Raw genomic sequence first — 20,821 nt, 5'->3', positions numbered from 1 at the left:
CTTACAAAAATTATTTCTAGTAAAAATTCATGATGTCGTAATAGAAAATCTCTGTTAGCATAAAGATAAGTCGTTGTATTAACTGTGTTCCTTATGGCGGAACACTTCATTCCAGCAGAGGAGAGCCAGATGAAGGCAAAGTATTACATGGGAGTTAACCAATTTTTCTTAGGCGCTGTTGCGCTATTCGGTACACTTGGTTTGCTGGCCGGTACCGTGCCGAGCAATGCCCAGGCCCAGGATATCCTGATCGGCGTCAGCACGCCGGCCAGCGGGCCGGCTGCCATTGCCTCCGAACGCGAGATGTGGGGCGTCAACCTGGCAGTGGACGAGATCAACGCTGCCGGTGGCCTGCTCGGCGGCCGGAAGCTCAAGACCATGGTGGTGGATAATCGCTGCAATCCTTCTGAAGCCGTGAATGCCGCCAACAAGCTGATCGAAGCCAAACCGGTGGCGATTATCGGCGCCCATTGTTCTTCCGCTTCGCTGGCGATGATGCCGCTGATCAAGGATGCCAAGATCCCACTGGTGGGCGGCGTTGCCTCCAGCCCGCGCATAACCGATCTGTCCGGCATCGGCGGCAATGAATGGACCTTCCGCACCAATCCTTCCGATGCGGCGATGATGGAAGCCCTGGTCGGCTATCTGGCCGACAAGAAGATTTTCAAGAAGGTGGCGGTCATCGCCGAGGATACCGATTTTGGCCGTGGCGGCGCCAACAGCTTTGTTGAACTGGCCAAGAAGGCGGGCTTGGAAATCATCTCGGTGGATTTCCCGCCGCAGAACACGCCGGATTTCACCAGCCTGCTGACCCGCATCAGCCGCAGCAAGCCGGATGCGGTGGCGCTGTTCCAGCTTGGTGGCGACCAGCTTAACCTGTTGCGGAATGCCATGCAGATGGGCCTGCGCATTCCCTATACCGGCCGTGCTGAGCTGGGTGGCGAAAACATGCAGATCATCCAGGCCGGCGGCATGGAGAATTCGATCAGCACCTGGAGCTATTCCACCGCCATCGACAGCCCGACCAACAAGGCCTTCATCGCCAAGATCACCGAGCGCCACAAGCTGGCCCCGGTGCTGCAGACCTGGGCCGGCTATGACAATGTGCGGGTTATCGCCCAGGCCATCACCGAAGCCGCCAGTGCCGATCCGGTGAAGGTGCGCGATGCCCTGAGCAAGGTGAAATTCCAGACCGTGATGGGTCCGGTGGTCAGCTTCGACGAGCGTAATCAGGCCGGCAAGATTGTGCTGGTGCAGCAGGTGAAAAACCGCGCCATCAGCATTGCCGAACTGCTCAACATGAAGTGAGTAAAGCGCCGCGCCGGAGCCAGTTGGTTCCGGCGCGGTGTTGTTTCAGCGTCAGGCCGGCAGCAGGGCCGGCGCAGCGGCGGTGGCCGCGCTCCAGCGCCGGTAATCCGGCACCCGATCCAGATCAAACCAGGCCGTATCGGCGCGGCAAATCTGCGGCACCAGGCCGGCGCGCCAAGCCGCTTCGGCATGCAAGGCACAGCTATTGGCGCCATAACGGTAATGCAGCAGCCGCACCGGCGCCTGATACAGAAAATTGGTGCCTTCGCCATGCTGGTCGGCAATCAGCAGGCAGGTCGGCGACGGCGGCGCCGCTGCAATCGTGTGGCGCAGCTTGGCAGCACTCAGCATCGGCAAATCCACCGGCAGTACAAACAGCGCCTCGGCACCATGCGCCAGCGCCACCTGGCTCGCTGCCGCCACAGCATCATTCAGCGTTTCGCCCCCTGGCGGATCAGCCAGTGCGATCATGCCGCGCCGCTGCGCCAGATGGCGCACGTCGGCCGAAGCACTCACCACGATGCAGCGGGCCGGGCCGGGAAATTCCGCCGCCACCGCCAGCGTGTGCTGCAACAGGCAGGCATTCAAGGCCACGCGCTCGCTCGGTGGCAGCCAGCCGCCAAGCCGCGACTTGCCGATGGCAAGCGGTTTGACCGGAATGACGGCATACACATCCTGCATCACGACACCATGGCGCCATGGCGCCCCAGGATATCAAGACAAAGCTGCCCCAGCCTACGCCGATCTGCTGCATCACGCATCAGGATATCCGCCAATACCGGCCGGATGCCAAGCGCGGCGATTGCCTCGGCCTGATCAGCATCTGCCTGGTCGATCAGCAGATAATCGATCAGACCGCGATAATATTCGGCCACGGCACGCGCCGAAGGTTCAATGCCGAATTCACGCATCAGCTTGGCCGCCGGGCCTTTCACCGCCGCACCACCGATGATCGGTGATACCGCAAGGGCCGGGCATTTGCGCTCGGCCAGACAGCGCCGCGCCGCCGGCATCGCCAGGATCGGCGCAATGCTGAGATAAGGATTGGATGGGCAGATCACAATGCCGGCGCAATCCGTTTCGGTCCAGGCACGGCCCTGCATTTTGGCTGGCTGCGCCGCCTCGGCGCCTTCATAGCGCAAACCACGCACCACAGGTCGGCATTGCTCGCGCACAAAATAGACCTGGAAATCGAGCTCGCCCTGTTCGGTCAATACCCGCGTGCGCAATGCATCATCACTGGCCGGCAGAATAGCGCAACCAATGCCATGCGCGCGCCGCAGGGCATCAATCGCCTGGGCCAGTGTCTGCCCCTCGGCAAGCAACTGGCGCCGCCGGGTATGCGTGGCAATATCCTTGTCACCCAGCCGGAACCAGGTTTCTCCACCCAGCGCCTGCATCGCCGCCATAAAATTCCAGCTTTCGCCGGCTATGCCCCAGCCGGTTTCCGGATTGGCAATGCCGGCCAGGGTGTAGAGCACGGTATCAAGATCAGGGCAGACCGGAAAACCGAGATGGCTGAAGTCGTCGCCGACATTCACCACCACGGTCAGTTCTTCCGGCGGCAGCAGCACGGCCAGGCCATGCGCCAGCTTGGCGCCGCCAACGCCGCCAGCCAGGGCTATGACATGCTGCTGCATAAGAGTCTCACACTGCCGGCAGGCCGGTGATGCTGATGCCGGCATCCGGAATCTTGTAGGTGCGGTTGATCCAGATCAGCACCGAGGTGAGGCTTTCCGCCACAGTGGAATTTGCCAGCACACCAGCATCCACGCCACGCAGACCGGCATCGCCGGCAAGCTGGATCACACTCTGCCGCGCCGCCTTGTCATTGGCGCAAACCAGCACATCGCAGGCGATCTGGTAATTCAGATCCTTCAGCTTGTGCGCCGAAACATTCTGGAAAGCCGATACCACGCGCACGCCATCGCCCAAAGCCTGTTGCAGATCAACGACGCAGGAACCCGAAGCCGGCAATTGCACCTGGCTCACCTTGGGCGGCATCAGCGGCACGGTCACATCCACCAGAATCTTGCCGGCCAGCACTTCAGCCAAACCCAGAGCCGTGGCCTGCTGCGCCGCGAACGGCACTGCCAGTACGGCGATATCGGCGGCGGCAACCGCGGCGCGGCTTTCCATACCCTGGATGGCGTCACTGCCCAGCAACACATTAAGCTGCTTGGCGGCTTCCTCGGCCTTTTCCGGCTGGCGTGACCCGATAATCACCTTGTGGCCGGCATGGGCCCAGCGCAAAGCCAGTCCGCCGCCTTCGGCACCAGTACCGCCGATCACGGCCAGGGTAAAACGCTCATTCGTCATCACGCATCCTCGTCCACTTCTGTTTGAACATCATCACTTCAACGCCCAGGCCGGGGCGCCCAGCTTCTGCGAAATCCGCCTTGTCGCCTGGGTCATCAATTCGATCTGGCCCGGCAGTTTGGCTGGATCAACCAGATTACGCGGCAAGGCGGCACTCATCGCCGCCACGCATTGCCCGCTGCTATCGCGGATCGGTGCGCCGAAGGCATAAACATTGTCGAGATTCTCTTCATCACAAAGCGCATGGCCCTGGCTGCGGGCCGCCGCCAGATTGGCCAGGAATTCCTGCTGTGTGGTGATGCTGTGGCGGGTCAGCCGTGCATAGGGCGGCTTGCCTAATCGTTGCAGTATCTCGGCTTCCGACAGATCAAACAGCAGGGCCTTGCCCAAGGCCGTGGTATGCAGATGTGTGGTTGAACCTGGCAGGTTGCGAATGGTGATCGGGCCGTTACTCTGCGTTGCTGCCAGATAAACCACGCGGTCATCACGCAACACGCCCAGGAAAGCGTTTAGGCCATGGCGGTCGGAAAGCTGCCGCATCTCGGAAAGCGCAAGATTGAGCAGATCATTGGCGGCAACATAAACCTGGCCGATACGATAGGCCATGAAGCCGATGCGATAGCGCTGGGTTTCTGCTGATTGCTCAACATAGCCGGCTTCGGCCAGGGTGCGGATCAGGCGCTGGGCAATACTGGCCGCGAGGCCAAGGCGGCGGGCGATATCGCGCACCCCCATATCGGCCTGATTGCCGGCCAGCAGATCAAGGATCGCCAGCGCCCGCGATACCGACTGGTTGGCATTGCGCTCGATCGCCGGCCGCGCCGCCGGCTTTGCCGCCGCCTGCTTCACCACTGGCGCCGCCTTGCCGGCCACCGCTTGTTTCGGCGCGGCTTTAGTGGTGTTCCGTATAGAGGAACGGTGTTTTTGTTTCATGGTTGAGGCTAGTCAATCCGATGAAACCCGTCAAGCGCAACAAAATCGGCGGCGGTTTTATGGCGCTACAAATCCAGTGCGTTGCGGCCACAGATTCTGATAGGCGCGGATCGAAATGCTGGCATAAACACCGTTGCGGGTGAACGGTTCGTCATGCAGCCAGGCTTCGGCAGCGGCGCGATCCGGAAAGTCGATCACCAGCAGGCTGCCCTGCATGGTCACGCCATCATCGGCCAGCAACGGCCCGGCAAAGGCGATCTGGCCCGCCACGCGGGCAAGGTATTCCTTATGCGCCGGGCGCCATTGTTGCCGCAAAGCGGCGGCATCGGGCTGATCGATATTGTGAAAACAAAACAGCATGGCTCAGGCCTCCAGCAAACCGAAATCGTATTGCACAACGCAGAAGGCTTGATCGGGCCTGGTGCCATCCGGCGCCAGGCTGCCCGCCACCTGTTCGACAAAATCCACCACCAGCGAATTCTTCACGCCGAACACGGCATCGGAATCAAGATACGTATCGCCCTCTGCGAACAGATGCGTCACCACCGGCTGGTAGCCTGGTGCGCTGAGAATGAAATGGATATGTGCCGGGCGATAAGGGTGCCGCCCCATCAGCAACAGCATTTTGCCCACCGGGCCGTCAGTCGGGATCGGATAGGAAACCGGCTTGATGGTGCGGAAAAGGTAGCGGCCCTCGGCATCGCTGCGAAAACGACCGCGCAGCCGCATCAGGCCCTGTTCGGGCCGCTGCACATCGTAGAAGCCTTCGTGATCGGTCTGCCACACATCCAGTTGCACACCCGCCAGCGGCTTGCCGGCAGCGTCGCAGATGCGGCCATGGCAATAGGTGGCGATACCGGGATGGCCAACCGCAATATCACTGCCCAAAGGCAATTCCGGCGCGCCGGCAACATGGAATGGCCCCAGCACGGTGGTTTCCGTGGTGCCTGCCGGCATACGATGGTTAATCGCATCCACCAGCATGGAAACGCCCAGCGTATCGGACAGCAGGATGAATTCCTGGCGCTTGTCGTCGCAGGTATGGCCAGTGGCCGTGAGGAAGTCGATGGCGGTTTTCCATTCCGCTTCAGTCAATTCCACATCACGCACAAAATCATGCAGATGCCGGATCAGCGCGGTCATGACAAATTTGAACCGGGCATCGCTGGCACCTTCCAGCTTGGCCAGCACGGCTTCGGTGAGATTGTCTTCGCTCAGATTGCGCATGTTTGCTTCACTCCCGCTTCATTCAGGCTGGCCGGCGGCCATGATAGGCATTGTCTAGCAAAAGCCGCACGCCCTCGCGTGTTACCGGACAGGGATTGTAATAAGGATTCTGCACTGCCAGTTCGGCAGCACGGTCCAGGCCACTTTCCGGCATGCCGATATCCTTCAGCGCCAGCGGCGCGCCGATGCTGGCGGCAAGATCATAGAGGCCCTGGGCCGCATGTTCACATCCCAGCGCACGTGCCACCCGCGCCATCGCCTCGGGCGCGGCAGCATTGTTATAAGCCGCCGCATGCGGCAGCAGAATGGTATGGGTTTCTGCATGCGGCAGATTGAAGCTGCCGCCCAATGTGTGGCAAAGCTTATGATGCAAGGCCATGCCAACAGCGCCGAGTGAGGCGCCAGCCAGCCACGCGCCATATAGGGCCTGGCTGCGCGCCGCCACATCATCCGGCTGCCGGATCACCTGCGGCAGACTGCCAGCCAATGCACGAATGCCATCTTCGGCCAGCAGCGAGATGATCGGATTGGCATCCTGGGCATAGAGCGCCTCAACACAATGCGCAATCGCATTGATTCCGCTGGGGCCGCCGATGCGTCCCGGCAGGCTCAGTGTGAGCAGCGGATCATAGATCACAACACGTGGCAGCACGCGGGCATCGCGGCCGGTCTTTTTGATGCCGGCTTCGGTCAGGCCATAGATCGGTGTCATCTCCGATCCGGCATAGGTGGTGGGTACGGCGATGATCGGCAGGCCGGATTCCAGCGCGATGGCCTTGCCCAGGCCGATGGTGGAGCCGCCGCCGATCGCAACCGCGCAATCGGCACCCAGCCGGCGAGCTTCGTCGCGGGCTGCACGAGCCACTTCCACCGGCACATGCATCACCGCACCGGGAAACAGCCCGGCGCAACGTTGGCCCAATTGCGCCGCTGCGGCCTCGGCCTGCCCCACCTGCTCCGGGGTACACAATACCAGAGCGCGCTCGGCCCCCAGCCGCTGCACTTCCGCCCCAAGCTGATCCAGCTTGCCCGGGCCAAAAACCACCCGGCCGGGTAGCTGATCGTAGGTGAAATTCAACAGCATATCCGCCCCATTTGTTCGCATATCGAACACATATTCGTTATGCGAACAGCCTAGCGCTATGGCAGGGCCTGAGCAATACGCGCGGCAGCAACGCGCATCGCCGGCAGGCAAACCTGCTGCAAATGCTGCAAGCTCACCTGGCTGGCATGGCCGCATACATTGATTGCGGCCAGGATGCCGCCATTGCGGTCAGCCAGTGGCACGGCCACCGCGATCAGGCCATCCTCGATTTCCTGGTCGATCACCGCATGGCCCGCCGTGCCGGCCTTGGCGATTTCCGCCAGCAGCAGATCAATATCGGTTTCGGTGCGGCTGTTCAGTTTACGCAGATCGCTCTGTTCCAGCCGCAGGCGCGCCGCGTCAGGCGGCAATTGCGCCAGCAGCACGCGGCCCATGGCGGTGCAATAAGCCGGCCGACGCATGCCGATTTCCAGCCGCACCGAAACCACGCGGTCAATCGGGTATTGCGCCACATAAACCACATCGGTGCCATCCAGCACCGCCACAGAAACATGTTCGCCAATCTGGTCGCGCAAATCCTGTAGATAGGGCCTGGCGATGCCGAGCCAGTGCCGCGAACTGACATAGGAATAACCGAGTTCAAGAATACGCGGCGTGAGGCTGAAGCGACGGCCATCACAGGCGACATAACCCAGCGCCTCCAGCGTGCGCAGCACGCGGCGCGCGCCGGCGCGGGTCAGTTGCGTCTCCCGCGCCACTTCGCTCAGGGTCAGTGCCGGATGCTCGCGGCTGAAGACACGCAATACCGCCAAGCCCTTGGCCAGCGAATGGATAAAATCCTTGTCGGTGTTATCGATGGCGTTCACAGGCTACTCATATTGCCGGCTGTTGCCGGCAAGCCTATCCTATTCCAACCTGCCTGGTCCAACCGCTTGGGAAAGCCTGGACCTTTGGCATTGGCCGAAAATTGTAAAAGCTTTCGGCGTTGTTTGTTGAAAGGAAGCGGCGGCATGAAAATTCTGGTTCTGGGCAGCGGCGTGATCGGCACCACAAGCGCCTATTACCTGGCCCGCGCCGGCCACGAAGTGACCGTGCTCGACCGCCAGGCTGGCCCGGCATTGGAAACCAGCTTCGCCAATGCCGGCGAGGTTTCGCCCGGCTATTCCGCGCCCTGGGCCTCGCCCGGCCTGTTGTGGAAAGCCGTGAAATGGCTGGCGATGACCTATCGGCCACTGGTGCTGCGCCACCGCATCAGCCCGGAGATGATCCGCTGGGGCCTGCAATTGCTGGCAAATTGCAGCGACCGGCGCTATGCGCTGAACAAGGGCCGCATGCTGCGCCTGGCCGAGTATAGCCGCGACTGCCTGGGCGAATTGCGTCAAACAACCGGGCTGCATTATGACCAGCGCATGCAGGGGACGCTGCAACTGTTCCGCAAGCAGCAGCAGCTTGATGGCGCCGCCGCCGATATGAAGGTGCTGGATGATTTCGGCGTCGGCTTTGAATTGCTCGACCGCGCCGGCTGCATCGCCGCCGAGCCGGCCCTGGCCGGGGTGGCGGAGAAATTCCTCGGCGGCCTGCGCCTGCCTGGAGACGAAACCGGCGATTGTTTCAAATTCACCAATGCGCTGGCGGAACAGGCCCGCGCCCTCGGCGTGGATTTCCGCTTCAACAGCCGCATCGAGGCGATCCTGCGCGATGGCAGCCGTATCGGTGGTGTGCTGGTGAATGGTGAAATGCACTATGCCGATGCCTATCTGCTAGCGCTGGGCAGTTATTCACCCATATTGGCCGCACCGCTCGGCCTGCGCCTGCCGGTCTATCCGGTGAAGGGCTATTCCATCACCTTGCCGATTGTGGATGTTGCCGGCGCCCCTGAATCCACCGTGATGGACGAAACCTACAAAGTGGCGGTGACGCGGCTGGGCGACCGTATCCGGGTTGGCGGTACGGCGGAACTGGGCGGCTATGACCTGACACTCTATCCGGCCCGTCGCCGGCCGCTGGATTTTGTTGTCTCCGACCTGTTTCCACGCGGCGGCGATCTTGCCCGCGCCACCTACTGGACCGGGCTGCGGCCGATGACGCCAGATGGCACGCCGATCATTGGCGCCACACCCTATGCCAACCTGTTCCTCAATACCGGGCATGGCACATTGGGCTGGACCATGGCGGCCGGCTCGGGCCAGGTGCTGGCGGATATCATCTCCGGCCACAGCCCTGCCATTGATACCAGCGATCTCGGCCTGGCGCGTTACTAATCAGTGGTTTAATTGCCATGTATCAAATCAGGTGTATTGATCGCCATAATCACTAATTGATTTGAAAGCGGTTTAAGCGCAGCTAAATTCTACCCAGGTTCGGTATAAGGCGGAACTAGGTGGAGTAGATGCAGCGCAGTCGCGAGGCGGCAAGACGTGCCGTCAATCTTGCCGGGCTTCAGGCATTGTTTGAATGCGTTTGCCATGATGCGATTGAAGCAACCAGGGCAACCCGCACCAGCATCTGGTATTTCGAGGCCAATGGCAGCATTGTCTGCCAGTATATGTATGACCGGCGCAAATCCGGCTTTGAACGCGGCGCCACGATCGGGCGCGAACACCATGCCGAGTATCTCGATACATTGGTGAATGACGGCATCGTGGCTGCCGAAAACGCCCGCAATCATCCGGCGACGGTTTGTTTCATCGACGAATATTTCATCCCCAACGACATCCATGCCCTGCTTGATATCCTGATCCTGGATGCCTATGGCCGGCCGGCGGCTGTATTATGCTGCGAGCAATGCGTGGCGCCACGGCCCTGGAGCGAGCGCGATATTTCGGCCCTGCATGGCCTGACCGCACTGATCGGCAGCACCTTGCGCTATCAAGGCGGCAGCGCTGCTCAGCGCGCCCTGCTCACCCCCAGCCTGCCCTTTGCCGATCAGCCATTGTTAATGGAAGCGGCGCTGTATTGGTCGGCCAAACGGTCATCCCGCCAGATGCCGCTGGTGGATGATATCTCGGCGCTGGATTTGCCGCGCCCGCTTTTGCCCAACCTGCTGCTGGTGGATATCGAAGCCACGCCGTTCCGGGTGCGCTATAGCGCCGCCGGCAGTGAAATCCGTGCCCGCCTAGGCCGTGATCTGATCGGCTACACTGTGGAAGACATTATGAGCGGCGATTATTGCACCTATCTGCTCAGTCTTTATCGCAGCGTTTTTGATAGCGCACAGCCGGTCTATTCCGAAAGCACGTTCAAATGGGATGATGGCGGCAGCAGCCGCACCCATCGCCTGTTGCTGCCGCTATCGCAGCAGGGCGGTGAAGCCGGGCGATGCCGGGTGGACAGGGTGATGGCCGTGCAAGTCTGGCCCGACGATGCGCGCCGCAGCATCAGTTTCCCCAGCCGCATGACCTTGCGGCCAGACCTGATCGACAATTGCACCATCGCCAGCCTGACCTTGCCAGCCCTGCGGCGCGAGTTGTAGAGCACGCTGCGATTAGATTGATGCACTGCGCCGCGGCGATTTTGCGTTTTTGCGGAGGAGCCCGGCGCCGGGCGTAGTGGGGCTACGGACAAGCCGGGCGACGCGCGCAAAACGCAAAATCGCCCGGCCCCTTTGGGGTTGCGCCTGGAGGCGGCATCCGCGTCGTCGAAACGCTTGCAGGTACCGCAAGGTACCTGCTGCGCGCTTCTCCTATCGGCTACCGCCTCCAGACGCAACGCAGCGCGTCAATCTAATCGCAGCGTGCTCTAGCTCAGCTCGCCATCAGCACCGGTATGTCGAGATGATCCAGGATATAGCGCGTGGCGCCGCCCAGGACGGCCTCACGCAGCCGCGAATGGCCATAGGCCCCCATCACGATCAGATCGGCCTCGATATCCGCCGCCCGTGCCAATAGCAGACTGCCGGCATCCATATCGGGCGCCACCACCGGCGAGACGGTGACGGCCACACCATGGCGCGCCAGATATTTGGCAATGTCGCCACCGGCAATACGGCGAGCGCCGGCCAGATCGGGATTAACCTCGGTGACGGTGACATTGCGTGCCTTTGCCAGCAGCGGCAGAGCATCATGCACCGCGCGGGCCGCTTCCGGCGTGGATTTCCAGCCCAGCAGGATACGCTGGCCAAAACTTTTCGCCTTGTAATCCTTGGGCAGCACCAGCACCGGACGGCCGGTGGCGATCACCACATGACCCGGCGACGGTAGCTCCGGCTGCTCCAGGTCGAGCGAGTCGCTGCCGGGGCCGATAATCACCAGATCAACATAACGGCCATGCAGCGCCAGCGTGTCATCAACATCGCCTTCAATGGCACGCCACTCAATCTCGATACCGTGGCGCTGCCGCGCCGCTTCAACCTTACCGCCGACCTCAGCCTCGCGATGGCGCCGCAACTCACGCTGCCATTGCAGCACCGAAGCTGCCATGCCGGTGGCCATGATATCGGCTGGCACATAGGGCGCCGCCTCGACATGCAGCGCGACCAGATGCGCCTCATGTTCTTTGGCAAAATGTGCGGCAAAATCCAGCCGCGCCTGACTTGCCGGCGTGGCATCAACATGAACCAGGATATCCTTGAAACCCATGATACGTTTCTCCTGTTGAATCTTGATTGCGCTGAATCAGGCGGCGAGGCGCAGGCCGACAATGCGGAAAGTATGCTGGCGGCCATCATGCTCGGTGACCGAGACATATTCGCCCAGGCGCATGACATGGCGGTCAAAGCGGAAAATCGGTTCGTCATCGGCATCGGTGGTGGGATCATAGGAAAACGCCCAGCGCCCGCCGCGCCCATGAATCAGATGCCCGGTTTCATCTTCCTGACCAGGCCAGAAACGCCGCACGGTGCAGAATTTGCGCTGGCTTTTCCATTCATCGGCATCGAACTGCCCGGTCGCATCCAGCGGCGCAACAAACTCATAGCCATGTTCGCTGCTGCCCTGGGGAAAGTCCTTTTCGCGCGCAAGTTCAAGGCGAATGACATGAAGTGTCATGATCGTACTCCGTTGCTGTGGCGTTACTATCGCTGGGGGTAGTAAAGCGCGCATTGATCCAGCGCAATGCAGCGCGTCGGCAAGCAGAAGAGGATGCCGGAACCCAATAGGAGGGAATCATGCGCTATCAAGACATCCTGCTTCACCTGACCGATGACCAGCGCAGCGCCGAGAAGGCGCGCACCGCCCTGGCCCTGGCGAAACAATTCGGCGCAAGGCTGACAGCACTCTACACCCTGCCGCGACCGCAGCAGCTTTATTATATGGGCGAATATGTGCCGGTGGAATATTACCAGCAGCAGGCCGATGAAGCGAAAAAAGCCGCTGCCGTTGTGCGCCAGACTTTCGAGGCTGCTGCCCAGCAAGCGGAAGTTGCCTATACCTGGATCGAAACCGAATTGCCGCCGCTGGAAGCCATGCTGGAAGAGGGCCGCCATGCCGATCTGGCGGTGATCGGCCAGCCTGATCTGGAAAGCCCCGGCGCCGCGCCCGGCATCCTCGGCATTGCCGGGCTGCCGGCCGATCTGGCGCTGACACTTGGCCGACCGGTGTTGGTGGTGCCCTATGCCGGTGCGTATCCGGCACCGGGTAAAATCGTGATGGTGGCCTGGAACGCCAGCCGCGAAGCCGCCCGCGCCGTGCATGATGCGCTGCCGCTGCTGACCCGCGCCCATAAGGTGATTGTGTTCGGCATCAATCCTGATGCAGCCGCCACTGTTTCGGCCAACGCCCTGGTGGCGCATCTGCAACGCCATGGCGTTGCGGTGGAAAGCCGCCATACCGTGACCGGCGATCTGCCGGCCGGCGATGCGCTGCTTTCAGCGCTGGCCGACAATGGCGCCGACCTGCTGGTGATGGGCGCCTATGGCCATAGCCGGCTACGCGAGATGGTGCTGGGCGGTGTGACCGAAACCGTGCTGGACAGCATGACCGTGCCGGTGCTGCTGGCCAACTGAGCCACAAAAAAAGCGGGGGCGGCCTGGCTGGCTGCCCCCGCTTTTACTTTGCAAGAAAAATCAGGCCGCCTCGGACAGCGCCTTGAGCTTTTCTGGCTGCTTGATCTGCACCCGGTCGGCCGCCAGCAGGCCGATCACATCCAGCTTGCGCAGCTTGGTGAAGCAGCGGCTTACCGTCTCGATGGTGAGGCCGAGATAATCCGCCACTTCGGCGCGGGTCATCGGCAGCGAAATCGGATTGGCCGGCATGCCGCGCGCCTGGCAACGCTCGGATTGCAGCAGCAGGAAAGAGGCGATGCGTTCCATCGCGGTCTTGCGGCCAAGCAGCAGAATCTGTTCCTGTGCGGTGGCCAATTCGCCTTCCGCCAGAGCCAGCAGGCGATGTTCCAGCGGCGGCGTTTCGGCAATCAGGCGCTGGAATTGCTGGCGCGGGAAGCGGCACACCCTTGTATCGGTCAGCGCTTCGGCACTGAGCGTGTAGGTGCTGCGCGTATTCAGGCCAAGGAAATCGCCCGGGCCTAGAAAGCCGGTGATCTGGCGCCGGCCATCGGCCAGCGATTTCGACACCGACAGGCTGCCACAGGTGACATTATAGACGTGCTCGGCATTGTCGCCTTCCTGAAACAGCATCTGATGCGGTTGCAGGCATACCGTGGTGGCGTGATCGGCAAGCCGCGCCTGCTCTTCACTGTTCAGCGATGCGCAGATGGTGAGGCTGCGCGCCGTGCAATTGGCACAGGGATCACTGGCGCGATGCAAAACCGCCGCCGATGCAGGCGAAGGCTTGCGTAGCGGCAACGCGTGAATCTGAGCCATGCTTATTCTCCCTCCGGTTCGTCCGGGTACGCACAGTACAACCCCAATCAACGCGCCTGGCAAGTTATGAAACGATAACGCCGTTCCATGGCCTCGCCCCAGGCCGTCAGATCATCGGCGGTTAGGCGTTCGCGCGCCACTGGTAAAATCGTCGCATCCTCCCAGACCAGATGGCGTCGCTGACGTTCGGCAAAATGCGCCATGGCGTCACACAGGTCGCTCCAATCGGCATCGATGCCATTGGCAAATTCCAGGCAGGCAGCGGCCAGCTGGCGCGCTTCCTGGCAATCCTGGCGATGTTCGTCGCTCAACTGGCGGATCACATCGTCCAGATCGTCGCCGAGCAGCAGGCGGCGCTCCAGATGGTGCAGCAGGCCCTCTTCCTCCTCGGTGATCAGGCTGAGGAAATCCCGTTTAAGAAAGGTGGCAAAACTGGGCGCCAGCGCCCGGGTCAAGGCCGGGCCGGCGCTGGGCTGGGCTTTCAGGATGGCACAAAAGGCCAACAGGTTCAGCCGATGCCCAACCAGCCGGTCTAGCGCCGACAGGTCACTACCGGCACCGGCCAGCGCCATTTCGATTTGCAGCATGGCCGAAACCGGAAAAATCGTGTTTTGCGGGATGGGCGTGTGGGTCATGGCAGCAGTCTAGGCCGCCTTGCCTGCAACACATTGATCCACGTCAAGCCGCCACCGGCTTTTTGCCGTATTATCTTCGGCATGACACTGGATTGGCAGGCATTCCTGGCCGCTTGTGCAGCGCTGGCGCATGGCCAGCCGCTGGCGGACTGGATCGATTATGGCCGGCCAGTAGGCATGCTGCTGTTTGGCCTGGTCGGCGGCGCCACGCATTGCGCCGGCATGTGCGGACCCTTTGTGCTGAGCCAGGTGGGTAGCCGGCTGGCGACAATACCGCTGCAACAGGCCGGCCGCCTGGAACGCCTGCGCGGCATCGCGCTGCTGCCGTATCATGCAGGCAGAATAACCACTTACAGCTTGCTGGGCGGTGTGGCCGGAGGCTTGGCGGGCGGCATCGAGCCGCTGCTGGCTCATGGCTATTTGCCCGCCCTGGCTTTGCTGTTGGCAGCATCCGGCTTTGCCCTGGTGGCGGCCAATCGCCTGCTGCCGGCCGGCAGCTTCGGCCTGTCCGGCAGCGCCGGGTGGCAAAACCATCTTGGCCGGTTATTCCGCCAACCCAGCGGCTGGCGCGGCTATCTGCTTGGTCTGGCGCTTGGCTTCCTGCCCTGCGGGCTGATCTATGGCGCCTTGCTGCTGGCGGGCGCTGCGGGCAACTGGCGCGACGGCATGCTGATGATGGCGGCCTTTGCCCTTGGCACCATGCCCGGGCTGCTGGTGGTGGGCTTCCTGGGCGCTGCCGCCGGGGCGCGCTGGCGCAACCTGCTCAACCGGCTGATGGTGCCGGTTCTGCTGCTCAATGCCGGGCTACTGGCCTTGCTGGCCTTACGCTGGCTGGCGCGCTGACGCCCCCCAGAGCTTATTCCACCACATCGCGATAGGCATGCCAGCTGGCATGCGCCACCAGCGGAAACAGCAGGCCAAGGCCAAAGAAGAACGTGGCCAGCCCCACCGCCGTGAACAGCGTGATCAGCCCGGCCCAGAGCAGCATCGCCTTGGGATTGTTGAACACCGCCCGCAGGCTGAGCAGGATGGCGGAGATCACATCAATGTCGCGATCCAGCAGCAGTGGCAGCGAAATCACCGAAATGGCAAAGGTAATGGCGGCAAAAACCCCGCCGATCAGGGTGCCGATCACCAGGAAGGGCAGATTCTGCGCCTCGATCAGGAAGAGCGGCAGTTTGTCCAGCGCCGGCGTGCCGCCATGGAAATACAGCACGAACCAGAGCAAGGCGACGCGCATCCAGGCAAAATGCAGCAGCAGCAGGATCAGGCCAAAACTGGCCACCTGCAACGGCCGCCGCCAGGCCAGCAAGGCACCGGTGAGGCTCACCGGCTCGCCGCTCTGCAACCTGCGACTGGCATCGTAAAGCCCCACGGCGGCGAATGGCGCCACAAGCAGGAAACCACCGGCCAGCGGCAGTACCAGATAGAAACCATCAGCGCGCCAGAGCAGAAATGACAGCAGATAGCCGGCAGCCACAAAGCCGGCGCCATAAGCCAGGCTGACCCCGGGAATCCGGGTCAGATCCTGCCAGCCAGCCTGCAACCAGGACCACGGGCGGTCATCAGCTATGATACGGATTCCGGGTACACTCGCGGACGAAAGCGCATTATCGTTCATTGGGGCGTCTCCTCTGCGGCAATCCGCCACAGTTTAAACCGGATATTGCATGCTTCGCAGCATCCGGAATTGACCTGGGTCAATGTTTTGTCGCCTTCGCCCGCACATAGTCTGCCATACGCGGCCGCTCAAGCCGCGACCAGCATTGAGGGAAGACCATGACGGCCGTTGCAGCCAGCCCGACCCCCACCCCGCTTCATGCGGCAACGACCAATCCGCCGCCGCCTTATGTCGAGGATGTGGTGCGCGCCTTTATGATCGCCACCGTATTCTGGGGCATCGCCGCTTTTGCCGCCGGTGTGTTCATCGCGCTGCAACTGGCCTTCCCGGTGCTCAATCTGGGCCTGGAATGGACCACCTTCGGCCGGCTGCGACCGCTGCATACCTCGGCAGCGATTTTCGCCTTCGGCGGCAATGCCCTGCTCGGCTCGTCAATCTATGTGGTGCAGCGCACCTGCCGCGCCCGGTTGTTCGGCGGCTCGGCCACGGGCTGGTTCCTGTTCTTCGGTTATCAGCTTTTCATCGTGCTGGCGGCTTTGGGCTATGTTTTCGGCATCACCCAGAGCAAAGAATATGCCGAGCCGGAATGGTATGTGGATCTCTGGCTCACCCTGGTCTGGGTGATCTACCTGATCGCCTTTGCCGGCACGCTGCTGAAGCGCGAGGAGCCGCATATCTACGTGGCGAACTGGTTCTACCTCGCCTTCATCATCACCGTGGCGATGCTGCATATCGTCAATAACCTGGCGGTGCCGGTGTCTTTCTTCGGCGCCAAGAGCTATTCGCTGTTCTCCGGCGTGCAGGATGCGCTGACGCAATGGTGGTATGGCCATAACGCGGTCGGCTTTTTCCTCACCGCCGGCTTCCTGGCGATGATGTATTATTTCATCCCCAAGCAGGCCAACCGCCCGATCTATTCCTACCGCCTGTCGATCGTGCATTTCTGGTCGCTGATCTTCCTCTACATCTGGGCCGGCCCGCACCATCTGCATTACACCTCGCTGCCTGATTGGGCCGCCACGTTGGGCATGGTGTTCTCGATCATGCTGTGGATGCCGAGCTGGGGTGGCATGATCAACGGTCTGATGACGCTGTCCGGCGCCTGGGACAAGCTGCGCACCGATCCGGCCTTGCGCTTCTCGGTCACCGCCGTGGCCTTCTACGGCATGGCCACGTTTGAAGGCCCGGTAATGTCGATCCGCCAGGTCAATGCCCTGAGCCATTACACCGACTGGACCATCGGCCATGTGCATTCCGGTGCGCTGGGCTGGAATGCCTTCATCACCTTCGGCATGCTGTATTACATCGTGCCAGTGCTGTGGAAGCGCGAGCGGCTCTATTCGCTGCGCCTGGTGTCGCTGCATTTCTGGATCGCCACCATCGGCATCCTGCTTTACATCACCGCGATGTGGGTATCCGGCATCATGCAGGGCCTGATGTGGCGCGCCTATGACCATCTCGGCTTCCTGCAATATTCCTTCGTGGAAACCGTGCAGGCGATGCATCCCTTCTATGTCATCCGTGCGCTGGGCGGCATCCTGTTCCTCGCTGGCGGCCTGCTGATGGCCTACAACCTGTGGCGCACCGCACGCGGCGACCTGCGCGAAGAAACCGTACAATCCGGCTATCCGCAGCCGGCCGTTGCTGCCTGAGCGGGAGAGCAGAATCATGTTCATCAAACACGCCACCATCGAGCGCAACACCATCCTGCTGTCGGTGCTCACCCTGCTCACCGTGGCCATCGGCGGCCTGGTCGAAATTGTGCCGCTCTTCACCATCGAAACCACCATCGAGCGGGTGCAGGGCATGCGGCCCTATTCACCGCTGGAACTGGCCGGACGCAACATCTATATCCGCGAGGGCTGCTATGTCTGCCACAGTCAGCAGATCCGCCCGCTGCGCGACGAGGTGGAGCGCTACGGCCATTACAGCCTGGCGGCCGAGAGCATGTATGATCATCCGTTCCAGTGGGGCTCGAAGCGCACCGGGCCGGACCTGGCCCGCATCGGCGGCAAATATTCCAACGAATGGCACGCCGCGCATATGATCGACCCGCGCGCGGTGGTGCCGCAATCAATCATGCCGGCCTATGCCTTCCTGGCCGAGAAGCCGCTGGATGGCAAGGATATCGCCGAGCATCTGAAAGCGTTGCGTGTGGTGGGCGTGCCCTACAGCGATGAGATGATTGCCCAGGCGCGCAGCGACCTGGAAGCCCAGGCAACGCCGGATGCCGATACCGAAGCGCTGCTGACGCGCTATCCCAAGGCAGCCGTGGGTGATTTTGACGGCGACCAGAAGCGCATCACCGAAATGGATGCCGTGATCGCCTATCTGCAAATGCTGGGCCGGCTGGTCGAATTCGACCGCACCCAGCCCGGCGGCCTCAGGCAGTAAGGCGAGGATCGTGGCATGACTTCTCTGATCGAGCATTACCCCTGGCTCAAGGCATTGTGGACAGTCTGGTTCTTCCTGCTGTTCGTCGGCCTGATCATCTGGACCCTGTGGCCCTCACGGCGCACCCGCTGGGCAGAACTGGGCCAGATTCCGCTGCGCGACACCGCCAACCCGGCGAGGAAAGACCATGACTAAGACCAGCAACAGCAAGCCGGCGCCGGCCAATCCCCCAGCCGACAACACCACCGGGCATGAATGGGACGGCATCCAGGAACTGAACAACCCGCTGCCGAAATGGTGGCTCTACACCTTCTATGCCTCGGTGCTTTTTGCCGTGGTATGGTCGGTGCTGTATCCGAGCGTGCCGGGCCTGCGCAGCTATTTCGGCGGCACGCTGGGCTATTCGCAGCGCGATGAAGTAGCCGCCGATATCAGGCAGGCAGCCGGCGCCCAGGCCGGCTATCGCGACCGCATCACGCAGCTTGATGTTGCCGCCGTGAAGGCGGATGACGAGCTTTACCGCTTTGCCATTGCCGGCGGCCGCGTGCTGTTTGCCGAGAATTGTGCCGGCTGCCACCAATCCGGCGGTGTTGGCACCAAGGGTTATCCCAATCTGGCCGATGACGAATGGCTCTGGGGCGGCAAGCTGGCCGAGATCGAGACCACCTTGCGCCATGGCATCCGCTCCGGCCGTGATGAGGCACGCCTGTCGCAGATGCCGCGTTTCCAGGCCGATGGCATTCTGGCCGCCAAGGAAGTGGAAGCCGTGGCCGATCATGTGCTGGCCCTGGCCGGCAAGCAGGCGCCGAAGCCGAGCGATGCCCAGGGCAAGCAGCTTTTTGCCGATAACTGCGCCGCCTGCCATGGCGAAACCGGCAAGGGCAACCGCGAGGTTGGCGCACCCAACCTGACCGATCAGGTATGGCTTTATGGCGGCGACCGCGCCAGCGTGATCCAGAGCATCGCACAATCACGCAACGGCGTGATGCCGGCCTGGACCGGGCGGCTCGACGACGCCACCATCAAGATGCTGGCGGTGTATGTCCACTCGCTCGGCGGCGGCGAATAGGCGGGTGATGCCATGCCAGCCGAACCGGGCCTAGGCGCGGCCTCCAGGCCACAGCCAAGCAACAGCGCACCACCAGCAGCAGACGAAGCGCTGCTGGGGGTTTTTGCGCCCTCGCTGTATGCGGATCACATCAAGGTATATCCACGCGCCGTGCGTGGCGCCTTCCGCAATATCAAATGGCTGGTGCTGATCCTCTGCCTGGGGATCTATTACATGCTGCCCTGGCTGCGCTGGGATCGTGGCCCGGATGCGCCAAGCCAGGCCTTGCTGCTCGATATGTCCGGCCCGCGCGGCTATTTCTTCAATATCGAAATCTGGCCGCAGGAAGTCTATTACATCACCGGCCTGCTGATCCTGGGCGCCGTGGCGCTGTTTCTCGCCACCGCCCTGTTCGGCCGCGTCTGGTGTGGCTATACCTGCCCGCAGACGGTGTGGACCGACCTGTTCCTGCTGGTGGAACGCTGGATTGAGGGCGACCGCAATGCCCGCATCAAGCTGGACAGCCAGAAGCTGACCACCGAGAAATTCCTGCGCAAGACCGCCAAGCATATGGTCTGGCTGCTGATCGCGGCGGCCACTGGCGGCGCCTGGATCATGTATTTCCAGGATGCGCCCACGGTGACGCGGGAAATCCTCACCGGCCAATCCAGCGGCGCCACCTATTTCTTCTTCGGCCTGTTCACCCTCACCACCTATGGCCTGGCCGGCTGGGCGCGCGAGCAGGTTTGCACCTATATGTGCCCCTGGCCGCGTTTCCAGGCCGCGATGCAGGACGAGCATTCGCTGATTGTGACCTACCAGGGCTGGCGCGGCGAGCAGCGCGGCAAGCACAAGGCCGGCGAAAGCTGGGACGGCCGCGGCGATTGCATCGACTGCAAGGCCTGTGTGCATGTCTGCCCCACCGGGATCGACATCCGCAACGGACCTCAGCTTGAATGTATCGGCTGCGCCTTGTGCATCGATGCCTGCGACGAGGTGATGGCCAAGGTGGAACGCCCGCCGCGCCTGATCGATTTCATCTCACTGGATAATCTGGAACGCCGCGCCAAGCAGCAACCCACCAAGCTGAAGCTGCTGCGCACCCGCACCATGCTTTATGCCTCGATGCTGCTGATCGTGGCCATTGTGATGACGGTGGCTTTGCTGCTGCGCAGCGAAATGGAATTCACCGTGCAGCAGGTGCGCAACCCGCTCTATGTGGCACTTTCCGATGGCAGCCTGCGCAACGGCTATGTGGTGAAGATATCCAACAAGACGCGCGCGCCGATGGATTTGCGGCTTGGCACTGCCCGGCTTGACGGCGCCGAACTGTTTCTGGCCGGCAGCACCGAGCGCAGCAACATGCTGGATGTTTCCATCGCAGCCGATAGCGTGGGCGAATATCATGTCTTCGTGAAGGCCGCACGCAGCAAGGCCGGCGGCCTGATAAATTTTGATTTCGTGTTGCGCGACCGCGCGGGCCGCGAAGCGGGCCGGCTGCAAAGCCAGTTTGCGCAACCGAACTGAAACGGAT

At 61.9% G+C, this 20,821-nt stretch carries 23 protein-coding genes; 10 read left to right on the top strand and 13 right to left on the bottom strand.

Going from position 1 to position 20,821, the window contains the following annotated elements; genetic code table 11:
- Positions 1-129 precede the first annotated feature (129 nt).
- Complete coding sequence (locus tag KBB36_RS05980) at positions 130-1,308, top strand: ABC transporter substrate-binding protein (RefSeq protein ID WP_290977989.1); 1,179 nt, start codon at positions 130-132, stop codon at positions 1,306-1,308.
- A 51-nt stretch (positions 1,309-1,359) separates the two neighbouring features.
- Here KBB36_RS05980 and cofC read toward each other — a convergent pair whose 3' ends face one another.
- From cofC to KBB36_RS05940, 8 genes are all read right to left on the bottom strand, one after another.
- Positions 1,360-1,989, bottom strand: a complete 630-nt coding sequence (gene cofC / locus KBB36_RS05975; protein ID WP_290977987.1) for a 2-phospho-L-lactate guanylyltransferase — start codon at positions 1,987-1,989, stop codon at positions 1,360-1,362.
- Complete coding sequence (gene cofD / locus KBB36_RS05970) at positions 1,989-2,948, bottom strand: 2-phospho-L-lactate transferase (protein WP_290977985.1); 960 nt, start codon at positions 2,946-2,948, stop codon at positions 1,989-1,991. The genes cofC and cofD overlap by 1 nt, the downstream gene beginning before the upstream one ends.
- A 7-nt stretch (positions 2,949-2,955) precedes the next feature.
- The gene (npdG, locus tag KBB36_RS05965; RefSeq protein ID WP_290977983.1) at positions 2,956-3,627 is read right to left on the bottom strand and encodes an NADPH-dependent F420 reductase; all 672 of its coding nucleotides are present in this window, start codon (positions 3,625-3,627) and stop codon (positions 2,956-2,958) included.
- 33 nt (positions 3,628-3,660) lie between these two features.
- On the bottom strand, positions 3,661-4,560 hold the full coding sequence (locus tag KBB36_RS05960) for an IclR family transcriptional regulator (RefSeq protein WP_290977981.1): 900 nt from the start codon (positions 4,558-4,560) through the stop codon (positions 3,661-3,663).
- 57 nt (positions 4,561-4,617) lie between these two features.
- Complete coding sequence (locus tag KBB36_RS05955; RefSeq protein ID WP_290977979.1) at positions 4,618-4,920, bottom strand: YciI family protein; 303 nt, start codon at positions 4,918-4,920, stop codon at positions 4,618-4,620.
- Positions 4,921-4,923: 3 nt separating this feature from the next.
- Positions 4,924-5,787 carry an intradiol ring-cleavage dioxygenase gene (locus KBB36_RS05950; RefSeq protein WP_290977977.1) on the bottom strand — a complete coding sequence of 288 codons (864 nt, stop codon included), beginning with the start codon at positions 5,785-5,787 and terminating at the stop codon, positions 4,924-4,926.
- A gap of 22 nt (positions 5,788-5,809) precedes the next feature.
- Positions 5,810-6,865 (bottom strand): maleylacetate reductase, encoded by a 1,056-nt coding sequence (locus KBB36_RS05945; RefSeq protein ID WP_366933172.1) that lies wholly within the window; start codon positions 6,863-6,865, stop codon positions 5,810-5,812.
- 62 nt (positions 6,866-6,927) lie between these two features.
- A complete protein-coding gene (locus KBB36_RS05940) occupies positions 6,928-7,698 on the bottom strand; it encodes an IclR family transcriptional regulator C-terminal domain-containing protein (RefSeq protein ID WP_290977972.1) in 771 nt (256 codons plus the stop codon).
- A gap of 144 nt (positions 7,699-7,842) precedes the next feature.
- On the opposite strand from KBB36_RS05940, the gene KBB36_RS05935 reads away from it, so the two are divergent.
- Together KBB36_RS05935 and KBB36_RS05930 are read left to right on the top strand one after the other, a co-directional pair.
- Complete coding sequence (locus tag KBB36_RS05935) at positions 7,843-9,093, top strand: D-amino acid dehydrogenase (protein ID WP_290977970.1); 1,251 nt, start codon at positions 7,843-7,845, stop codon at positions 9,091-9,093.
- Between the two features lie 128 nt (positions 9,094-9,221).
- Complete coding sequence (locus KBB36_RS05930) at positions 9,222-10,304, top strand: GAF domain-containing protein (RefSeq protein ID WP_290977968.1); 1,083 nt, start codon at positions 9,222-9,224, stop codon at positions 10,302-10,304.
- A 271-nt stretch (positions 10,305-10,575) separates the two neighbouring features.
- Here the strand turns inward: KBB36_RS05930 and KBB36_RS05925 are convergent, their stop codons facing one another.
- Positions 10,576-11,409, bottom strand: coding sequence for a universal stress protein (locus tag KBB36_RS05925; protein WP_290977966.1), 834 nt, complete (start codon positions 11,407-11,409; stop codon positions 10,576-10,578).
- Positions 11,410-11,445: 36 nt separating this feature from the next.
- Entirely contained in the window at positions 11,446-11,817 is a 372-nt protein-coding gene (locus KBB36_RS05920; RefSeq protein ID WP_290977964.1) for a hypothetical protein, read from the bottom strand.
- A gap of 119 nt (positions 11,818-11,936) precedes the next feature.
- On the opposite strand from KBB36_RS05920, the gene KBB36_RS05915 reads away from it, so the two are divergent.
- Positions 11,937-12,773, top strand: a complete 837-nt coding sequence (locus KBB36_RS05915) for a universal stress protein (protein WP_290977962.1) — start codon at positions 11,937-11,939, stop codon at positions 12,771-12,773.
- A 60-nt stretch (positions 12,774-12,833) separates the two neighbouring features.
- On the opposite strand, the gene KBB36_RS05910 is transcribed toward KBB36_RS05915, so the two are convergent.
- Together KBB36_RS05910 and KBB36_RS05905 are read right to left on the bottom strand one after the other, a co-directional pair.
- Positions 12,834-13,589, bottom strand: a complete 756-nt coding sequence (locus tag KBB36_RS05910; RefSeq protein WP_290977960.1) for a cyclic nucleotide-binding domain-containing protein — start codon at positions 13,587-13,589, stop codon at positions 12,834-12,836.
- Between the two features lie 47 nt (positions 13,590-13,636).
- A complete protein-coding gene (locus tag KBB36_RS05905; protein WP_290977958.1) occupies positions 13,637-14,224 on the bottom strand; it encodes a hemerythrin domain-containing protein in 588 nt (195 codons plus the stop codon).
- Positions 14,225-14,305: 81 nt separating this feature from the next.
- Here KBB36_RS05905 and KBB36_RS05900 point away from each other — a divergent pair, with 81 nt between their 5' ends.
- On the top strand, positions 14,306-15,067 hold the full coding sequence (locus KBB36_RS05900; RefSeq protein WP_290977956.1) for a sulfite exporter TauE/SafE family protein: 762 nt from the start codon (positions 14,306-14,308) through the stop codon (positions 15,065-15,067).
- A 13-nt stretch (positions 15,068-15,080) separates the two neighbouring features.
- Here KBB36_RS05900 and KBB36_RS05895 read toward each other — a convergent pair whose 3' ends face one another.
- Positions 15,081-15,845, bottom strand: coding sequence for a DUF2189 domain-containing protein (locus KBB36_RS05895; protein ID WP_290977954.1), 765 nt, complete (start codon positions 15,843-15,845; stop codon positions 15,081-15,083).
- A 158-nt stretch (positions 15,846-16,003) separates the two neighbouring features.
- Here KBB36_RS05895 and ccoN point away from each other — a divergent pair, with 158 nt between their 5' ends.
- Genes ccoN through ccoG form a run of 5 tightly spaced genes read left to right on the top strand, consistent with a single transcriptional unit; the run spans position 16,004 to position 20,814 of the window.
- On the top strand, positions 16,004-17,497 hold the full coding sequence (gene ccoN, locus KBB36_RS05890) for a cytochrome-c oxidase, cbb3-type subunit I (RefSeq protein WP_290977952.1): 1,494 nt from the start codon (positions 16,004-16,006) through the stop codon (positions 17,495-17,497).
- Positions 17,498-17,513: 16 nt separating this feature from the next.
- The gene (gene ccoO / locus KBB36_RS05885; RefSeq protein ID WP_290977950.1) at positions 17,514-18,239 is read left to right on the top strand and encodes a cytochrome-c oxidase, cbb3-type subunit II; all 726 of its coding nucleotides are present in this window, start codon (positions 17,514-17,516) and stop codon (positions 18,237-18,239) included.
- Between the two features lie 15 nt (positions 18,240-18,254).
- Positions 18,255-18,434: a cbb3-type cytochrome c oxidase subunit 3 gene (locus tag KBB36_RS05880; RefSeq protein ID WP_290977948.1), complete on the top strand. Its 180-nt coding sequence runs from the start codon at positions 18,255-18,257 to the stop codon at positions 18,432-18,434.
- A complete protein-coding gene (gene ccoP / locus KBB36_RS05875) occupies positions 18,427-19,308 on the top strand; it encodes a cytochrome-c oxidase, cbb3-type subunit III (protein WP_290977946.1) in 882 nt (293 codons plus the stop codon). The genes KBB36_RS05880 and ccoP overlap by 8 nt, the downstream gene beginning before the upstream one ends.
- Positions 19,309-19,320: 12 nt before the next feature.
- The gene (gene ccoG, locus KBB36_RS05870) at positions 19,321-20,814 is read left to right on the top strand and encodes a cytochrome c oxidase accessory protein CcoG (RefSeq protein ID WP_290977943.1); all 1,494 of its coding nucleotides are present in this window, start codon (positions 19,321-19,323) and stop codon (positions 20,812-20,814) included.
- The last annotated feature ends 7 nt before the right edge of the window (positions 20,815-20,821 follow it).

The organism is Ferrovibrio sp., from assembly GCF_017994015.1.
Taxonomy (GTDB): Bacteria; Pseudomonadota; Alphaproteobacteria; order Ferrovibrionales; family Ferrovibrionaceae; genus Ferrovibrio.
Note: the sequence above shows the minus strand (reverse complement) of the source record. Positions and strands in the feature narration are given on the sequence as shown.